This window comes from Stenotrophomonas sp. JC08 (assembly GCF_052180205.1).
In the GTDB taxonomy this organism is placed as follows: domain Bacteria; phylum Pseudomonadota; class Gammaproteobacteria; order Xanthomonadales; family Xanthomonadaceae; genus Stenotrophomonas.
In genome coordinates, this window is record NZ_CP197473.1 from 724,225 (window position 1) to 736,600 (window position 12,376).

General features: G+C 66.9%; 11 protein-coding genes and 1 pseudogene. 7 read left to right on the forward strand and 5 right to left on the reverse strand.

Annotation, left to right across the window (positions count from 1 at the left end; genetic code table 11):
- Nucleotides 1–72: 72 nt before the first annotated feature.
- From hemW to rph, 3 genes are read right to left on the reverse strand one after another with little or no spacing between them, the layout of a single operon-like run.
- The gene (gene hemW / locus ACSBPQ_RS03290) at nucleotides 73–1,284 is read right to left on the reverse strand and encodes a radical SAM family heme chaperone HemW (RefSeq protein ID WP_442683653.1); all 1,212 of its coding nucleotides are present in this window, start codon (nucleotides 1,282–1,284) and stop codon (nucleotides 73–75) included.
- A 9-nt stretch (nucleotides 1,285–1,293) separates the two neighbouring features.
- The gene (rdgB, locus tag ACSBPQ_RS03295) at nucleotides 1,294–1,893 is read right to left on the reverse strand and encodes an RdgB/HAM1 family non-canonical purine NTP pyrophosphatase (RefSeq protein ID WP_442683654.1); all 600 of its coding nucleotides are present in this window, start codon (nucleotides 1,891–1,893) and stop codon (nucleotides 1,294–1,296) included.
- Nucleotides 1,890–2,615 carry a ribonuclease PH gene (gene rph, locus ACSBPQ_RS03300; protein ID WP_442683655.1) on the reverse strand — a complete coding sequence of 242 codons (726 nt, stop codon included), beginning with the start codon at nucleotides 2,613–2,615 and terminating at the stop codon, nucleotides 1,890–1,892. Before rph ends, rdgB begins: the two co-directional genes overlap by 4 nt.
- 108 nt (nucleotides 2,616–2,723) lie before the next feature.
- Here rph and ACSBPQ_RS03305 point away from each other — a divergent pair, with 108 nt between their 5' ends.
- From ACSBPQ_RS03305 to ACSBPQ_RS03325, 5 genes are all read left to right on the forward strand, one after another.
- Complete coding sequence (locus tag ACSBPQ_RS03305; RefSeq protein WP_442683656.1) at nucleotides 2,724–3,584, forward strand: YicC/YloC family endoribonuclease; 861 nt, start codon at nucleotides 2,724–2,726, stop codon at nucleotides 3,582–3,584.
- Between the two features lie 161 nt (nucleotides 3,585–3,745).
- Nucleotides 3,746–4,375: a guanylate kinase gene (gene gmk / locus ACSBPQ_RS03310; protein ID WP_442683657.1), complete on the forward strand. Its 630-nt coding sequence runs from the start codon at nucleotides 3,746–3,748 to the stop codon at nucleotides 4,373–4,375.
- A gap of 126 nt (nucleotides 4,376–4,501) precedes the next feature.
- Entirely contained in the window at nucleotides 4,502–4,801 is a 300-nt protein-coding gene (gene rpoZ / locus ACSBPQ_RS03315) for a DNA-directed RNA polymerase subunit omega (RefSeq protein WP_442683658.1), read from the forward strand.
- Nucleotides 4,802–4,907: 106 nt separating this feature from the next.
- On the forward strand, nucleotides 4,908–7,067 hold the full coding sequence (locus ACSBPQ_RS03320) for a RelA/SpoT family protein (protein ID WP_442683659.1): 2,160 nt from the start codon (nucleotides 4,908–4,910) through the stop codon (nucleotides 7,065–7,067).
- A gap of 269 nt (nucleotides 7,068–7,336) precedes the next feature.
- On the forward strand, nucleotides 7,337–7,720 hold the full coding sequence (locus ACSBPQ_RS03325; RefSeq protein WP_153191875.1) for a RidA family protein: 384 nt from the start codon (nucleotides 7,337–7,339) through the stop codon (nucleotides 7,718–7,720).
- Nucleotides 7,721–7,777: 57 nt separating this feature from the next.
- Here the strand turns inward: ACSBPQ_RS03325 and ACSBPQ_RS03330 are convergent, their stop codons facing one another.
- Together ACSBPQ_RS03330 and ACSBPQ_RS03335 are read right to left on the reverse strand one after the other, a co-directional pair.
- A complete protein-coding gene (locus tag ACSBPQ_RS03330; RefSeq protein ID WP_442683660.1) occupies nucleotides 7,778–8,134 on the reverse strand; it encodes a helix-turn-helix transcriptional regulator in 357 nt (118 codons plus the stop codon).
- Nucleotides 8,135–8,149: 15 nt separating this feature from the next.
- Nucleotides 8,150–8,965 (reverse strand): annotated as a pseudogene (locus ACSBPQ_RS03335) (IS3 family transposase); the annotation flags it as partial.
- A gap of 262 nt (nucleotides 8,966–9,227) precedes the next feature.
- Between ACSBPQ_RS03335 and recG the strand changes: the two are divergent.
- Together recG and ACSBPQ_RS03345 are read left to right on the forward strand one after the other, a co-directional pair.
- Nucleotides 9,228–11,360 (forward strand): ATP-dependent DNA helicase RecG, encoded by a 2,133-nt coding sequence (gene recG / locus ACSBPQ_RS03340; protein WP_442683661.1) that lies wholly within the window; start codon nucleotides 9,228–9,230, stop codon nucleotides 11,358–11,360.
- Nucleotides 11,361–11,425: 65 nt separating this feature from the next.
- Complete coding sequence (locus tag ACSBPQ_RS03345; protein WP_442683662.1) at nucleotides 11,426–12,361, forward strand: nucleoside hydrolase; 936 nt, start codon at nucleotides 11,426–11,428, stop codon at nucleotides 12,359–12,361.
- Nucleotides 12,362–12,376 lie beyond the last annotated feature (15 nt).

The window sequence follows — 12,376 nt, forward strand, 5'->3', positions numbered from 1 at the left end:
CTACGTTCCGCGCCCCTGTGCTGGGACGTTTTCTACCATTTTAGTGACGAAGTAACCACTTTCAGGCGCTGCTCAGGGCAGGAACAGCTCCACCACATCATTGGTGAAGCGCCGCCCCAGTTCGGTGGGAATGGCGCGATCAGCCTCGATGCGTAGCCAGCCGCGTGCCACTGCGGTGTCCAGTGCCGGCTGCAGCACGCTGCGCTCCAGTCCGGTGCGTGACTCGAAATCGCGCAGGGTGAAACCTTCGTGCAGGCGCAGCAGGTTGAGCATGTACTCGAACGGCAGGCGCGCGGCGCTGATCACGTCATCGCCGCCGATGCTGGCCGGGCTGCCGGCGGTACCCATGAAGGTCTGCGGGTGCTTGTGCTTCCATCGACGCAGCACCTGCTGCTCGGCGCCGGAGCTGATCTTGCCGTGCGCGCCGGCGCCAATGCCCAGGTAGTCGCCGAAGCGCCAGTAGTTGAGGTTGTGCTGGCATTGCCAGCCTTCGCGTGCATAGGCGCTGACCTCGTACTGGCCGTAACCGTGTCCGGCGAGCAGGGCCTGGCAGTGTTCCTGGATATCCCAGGCGCTGTCCTCGTCGGGGATACCCTGCGGCGGCTTGGCGAAGAACACCGTGTTCGGCTCCAGCGTCAACTGGTAGTGCGAGATGTGCGTCGGCTCCAGCGCGAAGGCGCGCTCCAGGTCATGCTCGGCCTGCGCCAGCGTCTGCTGCGGCAGCGCGTACATCAGGTCGATGTTGAAATTGTTGTAGCCAGCGTCCTGCGCCAGCTTGACCGCGCGCTCGGCCTCGGCACTGTCATGGATGCGCCCCAGGCGCTTGAGCGCCTCATCGTTGAAGGTCTGGATACCGAAGCTGATGCGGTTCACGCCGGCGGCGCGATAGCGGTCGAAACGCCCGTGCTCGGCGGTGCCGGGGTTGGTCTCCAGTGTCACTTCCAGGTTCGGCGCGAAGCGCAGCCGTGCGCTGGCGGCCTGCAGGAAGCGGTCGATCGCCTCGGGCGGGAACAGGCTGGGCGTACCGCCGCCGAAGAACACGCTGTTGACCACCCGCCCCCATACCAGCGGCAGGTCCTGGTCCAGATCACGGATCAGCGCATCGATATAGGCGTCGAACGGCAGCGCGCCCTTGCCGGCATGCGAGTTGAAATCGCAGTACGGGCATTTGCGCACGCACCACGGCAGGTGCACGTACAGCGACAGCGGCGGCGGCACCAGTTGCACCGGGTGCGACGCAGCGCAGCCGCAGTTCTCGTCGTGGAGATGGGAGTGCGCGGACATGGATGAGGCTCAGGGTGCCAGCTGGTTGGAGAGTTTCTGCAGCAGCAACTGCAGCGCCTTGGCACGATGGCTGCGGCCGTTCTTCTGCTCCGCCGTCATCTCGGCGGCGGTCAGCCCCAGCGCCTTATCGAGGAAAACAGGGTTGTAGCCGAAGCCGTTGCTGCCGCGCGGTGTATCGATGATGCGGCCTTCCCAGCTGCCTTCGCAGATCAACGGTTGCGGATCGTTGGCGTGGCGCAGCAGCACGATCACCGCATGGAAGCGGGCGCTGCGGCGTTCGGCGGGGACCTCGCGCAAGGCATCGAGCAGCTTGGCGTTGTTGGCGGCATCGTCGGTCGGGCTGCCGGCGTAGCGCGCGCTGTACAGGCCCGGAGCGCCGTCCAGTGCATCGACGATCAGGCCCGAGTCGTCGGCCAGCGCCGGCAGGCCGGTGAGCTGGCAGGCGTGGCGCGCCTTGATCAGCGCGTTCTCGACGAAGGTCAGCCCGGTTTCCGCCACATCACCGACGCCCAGCTCGCGCTGCGGCACGATCTGCAGCGGCAGCCCGGCCAGCATGGCCTGCAGTTCCGCCAGCTTGCCGGCGTTGCCGCTGGCCAGCACCAGCTTCATGCCGACAGCGCCTGCTGCTGCGCGGCGAACAGTTCGCCGATGCCCTTCTCGGCCAGCGCCAGCAGCGCGTCCAGTTCGTCGCGGCGGAAGGCGTGGCCCTCGGCAGTGCCCTGCAGCTCGATGAAGCCGCCGCCGTCGTTCATCACCACGTTCATGTCGGTGTCGCAGTCGCTGTCCTCGGCATAGTCCAGGTCCAGTACCGGCACGCCCTTGTAGATGCCGACGGACACCGCGGCGACCGAGCCGAACAGCGGGTTGCGCTTGATCTCGCCACGCTTGAGCAGCACGTTCACCGCATCCACCAGTGCCACATAGGCGCCGGTGATGGCGGCGGTACGGGTGCCGCCGTCGGCCTGCAGTACGTCGCAGTCCAGAGTGATGGTGCGTTCGCCCAGTGCGTTGCGGTCGATGCAGGCGCGCAGGGTGCGGCCGATCAGGCGCTGGATTTCCAGCGTGCGCCCGCCCTGCTTGCCACGCGCGGCCTCGCGGTCGGAACGGGTGTGGGTGGAGCGCGGCAGCATGCCGTATTCAGCGGTCACCCAGCCTTCGCCCTTGCCACGCAGAAAGCCCGGCACGCGGTTCTCGATACTGGCGGTGCACAGCACACGGGTACCACCAAAGCTCACCAGCACCGAGCCTTCGGCATGGAGGGTGAAGCCGCGTTCGATGGTGACGGTGCGCAGCTGATCGGCCTGGCGGCCGCTGGGACGGGAAAAGGTCATGGAAAGTCCGGATTGCAAGAGCTTCGATAGGCATCGGAAGGCGTGAAGCCACCGGTGCCCGGGGCGGGCTAGGGTACCATTCGCCCTTTGCGACACATCGGAAAACACATGATTCGGAGCATGACCGCCTATGCCGGTGGTGAGCGGGTAACGCCCTGGGGCACCCTGGGTTGCGAACTGCGCTCGGTCAACCACCGCTTCCTTGAAGTCGGCGTGCGCCTGCCGGAAGACCTGCGGGCGCTGGAGCCGCAGCTGCGCGAGCGCGTGTCGGCGCGGATCAGCCGCGGCAAGCTGGACCTGGTGATGCGCCTGCGCGCGCCGGAGGCGGCCACCTCGCTGGCGGTCGACGAGGCACTGGTCGAGCAGCTCGGTGAGCTGGCGCAGCGCCTGCAGCCGCGCTTCCCGTTGCTGCAGGTCGGTTTCACCGATCTGCTGCAGTATCCGGGCGTGCTGCGTACCGAGGCTGCCGATGCGGCGGCATTGCAGGCCGAGGCCCTGGCGCTGCTGGAGCAGACGCTGGACGGTTTCGTGCAGGCGCGGGAGCGGGAAGGGCAGAAGCTGGCTGAGGCCATCAGTGAACGCGTGGATGGCGTGGAACGCATCGCCAGGGACGTGCATGTGCTGATCCCGGCCATCCGTGATGGGCAGCGGGCCAAGCTGGCCGCACGGCTGGCCGACCTGCCGCACCCGGTCGATCCGGGCCGTGCCGAGCAGGAACTGGTGCTGTGGCTGCAGAAGCTCGATGTGGACGAGGAACTAGACCGGCTGGGCAGCCATATCACCGAGATCCGCCGCGTGCTCAAGCAGCGGGAACCGGTTGGCCGCCGTCTGGATTTCCTGCTGCAGGAGTTCAATCGCGAAGCCAACACCCTGGGTTCCAAGTCGGTGGACAGCCGTACCTCCAATGCGGCGGTGGAGCTGAAGGTGCTGATCGACCAGATCCGCGAGCAGGTGCAGAACATCGAGTAAGTCGGCCAGTGCCGGGCCTTGCCCGGCCAGTCCGGGGGAATCGAGGCCCGGCAGCCGTATGGCTGCGCCTTGCCGGCATCGGGATGCCGATGGACAACCGCCTCGGCAGAAAGCGGTTCGCGCCGTTACAATGCCGGGCCATTCCGACGCTGGCCCACCCCATGCGTGGCACCCTCTATATCGTCGCCGCTCCGTCCGGAGCCGGTAAAAGCAGTCTCGTCAACGCCACCCTGGCGCGTGACGCGCAGATCTCGCTGTCCATCTCCTTCACGTCGCGGGCGATGCGTCCGGGCGAGGAAAACGGCAAGCACTACCACTTCGTCAGCGCCGCCGAATTCGAGCGGATGATCGGCGAAGGGGATTTTTTCGAGCATGCGCTGGTGCATGGCGACTGGAAGGGCACCGCCCGCCAGTCGGTGGAGCCGCAGCTGGCGGCGGGCAAGGATGTGCTGCTGGAAATCGACTGGCAGGGTGCACGTCAGGTACGGGCGAAGGTGCCCGGTGCGGTCAGCGTGTTCATCCTGCCGCCGTCGCGCCAGGCGCTGGACGAGCGCATGCGCAAGCGTGGCCAGGACAGCGAGGCGGTGATGGCGCAACGGCTGGCCGCCGCGCGCGAAGAGATGCTGCATTACGATGAATTCGACTACGTCATCGTCAATGAGGACTTCGACACCGCCGTGGATGAAATGTGCTCGATCTTCGCCGCCAGCCGGTTGCGGCTGGCCGCACAGCAACGGCGTCACGCCGCTCTGATAGGCTCGCTGCTGGAGCCGGAAGCCGCACCGCAGTGAGAGCAAGCGATTGATTCAAAAGGGGCTGTTCAGGGGGCGGCTTGATTTTCACCGTGCCCGGCTCCTACAATCGTCCCCCTTTCCCACATTCGATCGAGCGGCCGTTGCAGGTCGCCGGGAGCTCGCATGGCCCGCATTACCGTAGAAGATTGCCTGGAAGTCGTCGACAACCGTTTCGAACTGGTCATGATGGCCTCCAAGCGTGCCCGCCAGTTGGCCAATGGTGTCCAGGCCACGATCGACAACAGCGAGAGCGACGACAAGCCGACCGTGCTGGCGCTGCGTGAAATCGCCGCCCGCAAGATCGACAACACGTTGATCGAGGAAGTCGAGAAGGCCGAGCGCGAGCGCATCGAGCGCGAGGCGCTGGAATGGGCCGCCGCCGAGGTGGTCGCCGACGAAGACATGTCCAAGAACGACGACTGATTCCACCTCGGAGTCATCGCCGCGATTGGCAGCCGACAGCCCGCATCATGCGGGCTGTTTGCGTTGCGGGTTTGCCGATATCGACGCTCTGGAATAGGCTTTCCACATGAACCCAGGCCCTACTGCCCAGGTCGCCATGCCAGCGGGTGGGGCGGTACCTGACTACGTCCTCCAATTCGAACGCGCTGCCGCTTATCTGCCGGCAGGGCAACTGCCGTTGCTGCGCCGTGCCTGGGAAGTCGGCGCCGCCGCACACGCCGGGCAGACGCGCAAATCCGGCGAGCCCTACATCACCCATCCGGTGGCCGTGGCGCGGATCCTGGCCGAGCTGGGGCTGGATGTGGAGGCGCTGATCGCCGCGATCCTGCACGACACCATCGAGGACACGCCGCTCAGCCGCGAGGAACTGGCCGCCGAATTCGGCGAGACCGTGGCCGACCTGGTCGACGGCGTCACCAAGCTAGACAAGCTCAAGTTCCGCGACCGCCAGGAAGCGGCGGCGGAGAGTTTCCGCAAGATGCTGCTGGCGATGTCGCGCGATCTGCGCGTGATCATGATCAAACTCGCCGACCGCCTGCACAACATGCGCACGCTGGGGGCGCAGAGCGCCGAGGCGCGGCGCCGCATCGCGCTGGAAACGCTGGACATCTACGCACCGATCGCGCAGCGGCTGGGCATGAGCCTGATCAAGTCGGAGCTGCAGAACCTCGGTTTCCGCGCACTGTATCCGTGGCGTCACGCGATCATCGAAAAACACATCCGCAGCCAGCCGGTGGTGCGTCGTGAATCGATGGCGCAGGTGGAGGTGCAGCTGTCGCAGCGGCTCGCGCGCGAAGGGCTGGAACACCGCCTGATCAGCCGCATCAAAACGCCCTGGAGCATCTACAACAAGATGCAGGAAGAGCACAAAAGCTTCGACCAGGTGATGGATGTGTTCGGCTTCCGCCTGGTGATGCGCAGCGTGCCGAACTGCTATCACGCGCTGGGCGCGGTGCATGCCACGTTCAAGCCGCTGGACGGGCGCTTCCGCGATTTCATCGCCATTCCCAAGGCCAACGGTTACCAGTCGCTGCACACGGTGCTGTTCGGGCCGTATGGTTCGCCGATCGAGGTGCAGATCCGTACCGAGGAAATGGACCTGATCGCCGAGCGTGGCGTTGCCGCGCACTGGACCTACAAGCTGGGCAGTGACTCGCCCAACAGCGCGCAGAGCCGCGCCCATGCGTGGATCGTCGACCTGATCGATTCGCAGCGGGCGGCCGGTTCCTCGCTGGAATTCCTCGACAACGTCAAGGTCGACCTGTTCCCGGACGAGGTCTACCTGTTCACGCCCAAGGGCAAGATCCTGGCGTTGCCGCGCAACTCCACCGCGCTGGATTTCGCCTACGCGGTGCACACCGATGTCGGCAATCGCGCGGTGGCTTCGCGTGTGGACAAGAAGCTGGTGCCGCTGCGTACCAAGCTGGTCAGCGGGCAGACGGTGGAAGTGATCACCGCGCGCTCGGCCACGCCCAAGCCGCAGTGGCTGGAGTTCGTGGTCAGCTCCAAGGCGCGTACCGCCATCCGCCACCAGCTCAAGCAGCTCGAGCACGAGGATGCGGTGCAACTGGGACATCGTATGCTCGACCGTGCGCTGGAAGCGATGGACAGCTCGATCGAACGGTTGCCGAAGGGGCGGCTGGATACGTTCCTGGCCGAGCACCGCTTCCCGCGGCTGGAAGCGTTCCTGGCCGATGTCGCGCTCGGCAACTGGATGCCGACGCAGGCGGCGCAGGCGCTGCTGGCCCACGGCGAGCTGCGCGCCGGTGGCGTGGTGGCGCGGCCGCAGGAAAAGATCCTGATCAACGGCAGCGAGCGTGGCGTGGTGAGCTTTGCCGGCTGCTGCCAGCCGATTCCCGGCGACGACATCATGGGTTACCACACTGCCGGCAAGGGCATCGTCGTGCACCGCATGGATTGCCCGAACCTGGCCGAGCTGCGCAAGTCGCCGGAGCGCTGGGTGCCGATCGGCTGGGATACCAGCGTGGTGGGCGATTACGACACCGCGTTGATCGTCGAGGTGGAGAACGGTACCGGCGTGCTCGCACAGCTGGCCGCGGCCATCGCGCAGAGCCACTCCAACATCGAGCGGGTCGACTATCTGGACCGCGATTTCAATGCGGCGGTGTTGTGCTTCAACATCCAGGTGCGCGACCGCACCCATCTGGCCGACGTCATGCGGCGCCTGCGGCGGCTGTCGGTGGTGCAGGCGGTCCGGCGCAAGTAGGCGTGCTGGCAGCCGGCCGGCTACGTCTGCCGGACCGGTGCCGGGGGCAGCCTCTGCGCCCCGGCGTCAGGTTCTCCACAGAAGGTGTGCAGCGGCATGCCGACAAGCTGTGGATAACCGCCCGGACGCACGGTCTGGCGGGCTTCTGCGGGTGCTGGTGAAAAATTGTCCATTCCTGCCGCAGCTGCGGCGCGCCGGCGGCAGCGCGACAACCGGCGACTCGGGAGCCGGCGCTACAATGGCCGACCTTTTCCAGAGTGGAGCTGTCCATGTCCCGCCAGATCATCAATACCGCCAACGCCCCGGCTGCCATCGGCCCGTATTCGCAGGCGGTGCGCGCCGGCAACACCGTGTATTTCTCCGGACAGATTCCGCTGGATCCGGCCACCGGCGAGATCGTCGCCGGCGACGTCGCCGCCCAGGCGCGCCGTGCGTTCGACAACCTCAAGGCGGTGGCCGAGGAAGCCGGCGGTTCGCTGGACAAGATGGTGCGTCTGGGCCTGTACCTGACCGACCTGGGCGAGTTCGCCAAGGTCAACGCGGTGATGCAGGAGTACTTCCAGGCCCCGTTCCCGGCACGCTCCACCATTGAAGTCTCCGGGTTGCCGAAGGGTGCGGCGTTTGAAGTCGATGCGGTGATGATCCTTGACTGAGCCGGCCGCTGCTGCCTGTTGCTGCCCGAATGCCCGGCCATGCCGGGCATTCGCTTTTCAGGCCAGGCGCAGGCGGGTTTCACTCGGTGTCTGCCCGGTCCAGCGCTTGAAGGCGCGACGGAACTCGCGTGCATCGTGGAAGCCGAGCAGCCAGCCGACCGCGGCAATGGTCAGGCCGGTGTCCTGCAGCAGTTCCAGCGCCTGTTCGGTCCGGACCCGGTCGTGCACCTGGCTGAAACTGGTGCCTTCCTCGGCCAGTTGCCGGCGCAGGGTGCGTTCGCCCAGGTGCAGGGTGCTGGCGATTTCGCTCATCGAAGGATTGTCGCGAAGGCGCTGCCGCAGCTGCCGCTCCACCGCCGCGGTGACTTCGCCGCGGGCAGCGAGCGTGCCCAGCTGGGCCTGGCACAGCGACAACGCCTGCTGTGGGTTCTACCCCGAAATCACGGACTGTTTGTAAAGGGCTGAAAACTTCTGGTCCTGCTTGACCCGGCGCCGTCGCATCCTGGGGTTGTGGCGGCGCTCGATGTATTCGAACACATCGGACCGGGCGGCATCGAGTGTGGGATACGTTGTGCGATAGATCCGCTCGCGTTTGAGCAGGCCAAAGAAGCCTTCGCAGGCGGCGTTGTGCCCCGAGGGCAGGCTACGCGCTCGCCACAATGCCCCACCGCACTCATCGAGCAGAGCAGGCCATTGGCGGCCAGGTAATCCTGGTAGTCGCCGCTACGAAATTGGCTGCCACGGTCGGAGTGCAGGATCAGCCGATGCTGCTCCTGCCGTTGCCAAACCGCCATCTGCACGGCCCTGATCACCATCTGCCGGTCCTGCCGATGATGCATCGACCATCCCACAATGCGCTGATCAAACAGATCCAGCACGACGCACAGATACAGCTTGGCCTGCTGGGTCTTGATCTCGGTGATGTCGGTCACCCACTTGGTTTCCGGCTCCGAGGCGATGAAATCACGCTCCAGCAGGTTGCGCACGCCCGGCGGTGTCAGGGCCGGTTGAGCGCGCTGGCCACGCCGTTTCGGGCGTGGCGACCCGGCTCCGACTGGCCATCAACCCTTCCTCGGCCAGATCCTCCTGCATGCGACCGGCCCCCAGCGTGCCCCGGCTGTCCTGATGCAGCGCATGGATACGGCCCAGCAAGCGCTCGTTGTCGCGCTGTCGAGCACTGGGCAGTCGTTTGCTCCCGTCGTAGTAGCCACTGGTCGATACCCGCAGGCAGCGGGCTGAACACCTATGGGCGCGGCCCGCTGGGCGTGGTGGGCGCGACCATCACCGATCCGCGGACCTACGGCTTGGAAATGACGGTGAAGTTCTAGCACGGCGCAATGCATGCTCACCGCGCATGCGGTGAACGTGCGGGATGGAGATGGGCAAGGGGAGGGAGCGGCCGGTGCGCGGAGCGCCGAGCCGCCCCGGAGAGGTGGGGGGAACGGCAATCCCGGTGTCTTCGGGCACCGGGGTTTCTGTTTGCGACACATGACGGCATCCTTGTGCGATGTCTGCGCGCCGTGACCTTGCCATCGCCGATCCGTCCACCGAACCGCTGCAGCGCCTGGCCGGGGTCGGCCCGCGGGTGGCGGCCAAGCTGGAGGCGCGTGGACTGACCACCTTGCAGGACCTGTGGCTGCACCTGCCGCTGCGCTACGAGGACCGCACCACGCTGCTGCCGATCCGGATGCTGAAGGCGGGCATGGCGGCGCAGGTGGAGGGCAGGGTGGAGGCGGTGGAGCGCGGCTTCCGTTACCGGCCGATGCTGCGCGTGGCACTGGCTGATGATTCCGGCGCCACGCTGGTGCTGCGCTTCTTCCACTTCCGCGCCGCACAGGTGGCACAGTTCGCGCCCGGTGCGCGGGTGCGTGCCTATGGCACCGCGCGTGCCGGCCAGCATGGGCTGGAGATCGTGCATCCCAGCTACCGGGTACTGGCCGATGGCGAAGATGCGGTGCTGGGTGAGGTGCTGGACCCGGTGTATCCGGCCGTGGAGGGCGTGGGCCCGGCCAGCCTACGCAAGCTGATCGAGCAGGCGCTGGACCGCCTGCCGGCAGGCGCGACGCTGGAACTGCTGCCGGCCTCGCTGCTGTCGGCCTTGCAGTTGCCTTCCCTGCGCGAGGCGCTGCTGACCATGCACCGCCCGCCGGCCACGGTGGATGTCGCGGCGCTGGCAGCGGGAACGCATCCGGCGCAGCGCCGTCTGGCGCTGGAAGAGCTGCTGGCCCATCACCTGAGCCAACGGCGCCAGCGCATCGCCCTGCAGTCACAGAATGCGCCGGCCCTGCGCGGACGCGACGACTTGGCCAAGGCCCTGTTGGCGTCGCTGCCTTTCAGGCTTACCGGGGCGCAGCGACGGGTGTTCGCGGAGATCCGCAAGGATCTCGCCCGGCCCCATCCGATGCTGCGGCTGGTGCAGGGCGATGTCGGTTCCGGCAAGACCGTGGTGGCGGCGCTGGCCGCGCTGCTGGCGGTGGCGCATGGCCGTCAGGTGGCACTGGCCGCGCCCACCGAACTGCTGGCCGAGCAGCATCTGGCCAACCTGCGCAGCTGGCTGGAACCGCTGGAGGTGCGGGTGGCATGGCTGGCCGGCAAAGTCACCGGCAAGGCGCGCAACAAGGTGCTGGAAGAGGTCGCCAGCGGGCACGCGCAGGTGGTGGTCGGCACCCATGCATTGATGCAGGACTCGGTGGTGTTCAACGATCTGGCGCTGGCCATCGTCGATGAGCAGCACCGCTTCGGCGTGCACCAGCGGCTGGCCCTGCGCGACAAGGGCGCGGCAGCGGGCACGGTGCCGCATCAGCTGGTGATGACCGCCACGCCGATTCCGCGCACGCTGGCGATGGCGGCCTATTCGGATCTGGATGTGTCGGCCATCGACGAGCTGCCGCCCGGACGCACGCCGGTGCAGACCATCGTGCTCAGTGCCGAGCGCCGCCCTGAGCTGGTCGAGCGCATCCGCGTGGCCTGCAGGCAGGGGCGGCAGGTGTACTGGGTGTGCACGCTGATCGAGGAAAGCGAGGAGGAGGGCGCCGGTCCCGGCAATGCGCGGATGGATGCCTCGGCCGCGCAGACCACCTATGAAACCCTGTCGGTACAGTTGCCGGAGTTGCGCATCGGCCTGGTGCACGGGCGGATGAAAGCGGCGGAAAAACAGGCGGCGATGCGCGCCTTCAAACAGGCCGAAACCGATCTGCTGGTCGCCACCACGGTCATCGAGGTGGGCGTCGATGTGCCCAATGCGTCGCTGATGATCATCGAGAACGCCGAACGCCTGGGGCTGGCACAGCTGCACCAGCTGCGCGGACGTGTCGGTCGCGGCGCCACCGCCTCCAGTTGCGTGCTGATGTATCAGCCGCCGTTGTCGCTGATGGCGCGTGAAAGACTGGAAACCATGCGCAATACCTCCGATGGCTTCCAGATCGCCGAAAAGGACCTGGAACTGCGCGGCCCCGGTGAGCTGCTCGGCACCCGGCAGACGGGCCTGGTAGCCTTCCGCGTCGCCGACCTGCTGCGTGATGCGGACCTGTTGCCGACCGTGCACGGGTTTGCCGGGGAGCTGTTGCGTGACTCGCCGGAGCTGGCCGAACGCATCGTCGCGCGCTGGGTGGGCGGCGGCGCGCGCTACGCCTCGGCCTGAGCACGCGCTTCCCCTGTCATGGAGGAGCTGCCATGCTGCGCTGTCGATCCGAAGTGAAGCAGAAAATGAGCAAGAAAATTCCGTTGCTGATTGACACCGATCCCGGCGTGGACGATGCACTGGCATTGTTGATGGCATTCGCCGACGCGCGTCATGACGTGGTGGGTTTGACGGTGGCCGCGGGCAACGTGGGCCTGGAGCACACCACCGGCAATGCGTTGAAGCTGTGCGAAGTGGCCGGTCGCGAAGATGTGCCGGTATTCGCCGGTGCTGCCGATCCGCTGGTGTATCCGGCCGAAGACGCGGCGCATGTGCATGGCCGTGACGGCTTCGGTGATGTGGGTCTGCCGCCGGCCACGCGGGCGCTTGAAGCCGAACATGCGGCGCTGGCCATCCTGCGCCTGTCGCACCAGTACGCCGGCGAGCTGCTGCTGGTCGCGCTCGGGCCGCTCACCAACATCGCGCTGGCCCTCAAGCTGGACCCGACCCTGCCACAGCGGATCAAGCGCTTCGTGGTGATGGGCGGGGCGATCAATGGACACGGCAACATCACCCCCGTGGCCGAGTTCAACATCGCCTTCGACCCGGAAGCGGCGCACCTGGTGTTCTCGATGTTCCCGCACACCGAGGTGGCCGACTGGGAGGCCACCATCGCCCATGGCCTGCTGCACCGTGACGTGGAGCAGTGGCTGGCGGCCGATACCGCCAAGGCGCGTTTCTACGAGCTGATTTCGCGGCAGACGCGGCTGTGGTCCGAAGACAGCCGGGGCGAGTACTGGTACGCGGCCGATGCGCTGGCGATGGCCTGGGTGCTGCAGCCGGAGGGCGCGACCCGTACCGAGCAGCGGCCGCTGGCGGTCGAGCTGGCCGGCACCCGCAGTCGTGGCGCCACCGTGGTGGACTGGAACCGCCAGACCGGCGCGGCCGACAACACCACCTTGCTGATCGGCTACGACCGGGCGTGCTTTGAAGCCCAGGTCCGTGCCGCGCTGGGCCTGTAGCCAACAGGTGGGGGC

Bases quoted from the DNA above. Each gene is read 5' to 3' on its own strand.
- hemW (WP_442683653.1), bottom strand. From the start codon at position 1,284: ATGTCCGCGCACTCCCATCTCCACGACGAGAACTGCGGCTGCGCTGCG.
- rdgB (WP_442683654.1), bottom strand. From the start codon at position 1,893: ATGAAGCTGGTGCTGGCCAGCGGCAACGCCGGCAAGCTGGCGGAACTG.
- rph (WP_442683655.1), bottom strand. From the start codon at position 2,615: ATGACCTTTTCCCGTCCCAGCGGCCGCCAGGCCGATCAGCTGCGCACC.
- ACSBPQ_RS03305 (WP_442683656.1), top strand. From the start codon at position 2,724: ATGATTCGGAGCATGACCGCCTATGCCGGTGGTGAGCGGGTAACGCCC.
- gmk (WP_442683657.1), top strand. From the start codon at position 3,746: ATGCGTGGCACCCTCTATATCGTCGCCGCTCCGTCCGGAGCCGGTAAA.
- rpoZ (WP_442683658.1), top strand. From the start codon at position 4,502: ATGGCCCGCATTACCGTAGAAGATTGCCTGGAAGTCGTCGACAACCGT.
- ACSBPQ_RS03320 (WP_442683659.1), top strand. From the start codon at position 4,908: ATGAACCCAGGCCCTACTGCCCAGGTCGCCATGCCAGCGGGTGGGGCG.
- ACSBPQ_RS03325 (WP_153191875.1), top strand. From the start codon at position 7,337: ATGTCCCGCCAGATCATCAATACCGCCAACGCCCCGGCTGCCATCGGC.
- recG (WP_442683661.1), top strand. From the start codon at position 9,228: ATGTCTGCGCGCCGTGACCTTGCCATCGCCGATCCGTCCACCGAACCG.
- ACSBPQ_RS03345 (WP_442683662.1), top strand. From the start codon at position 11,426: ATGAGCAAGAAAATTCCGTTGCTGATTGACACCGATCCCGGCGTGGAC.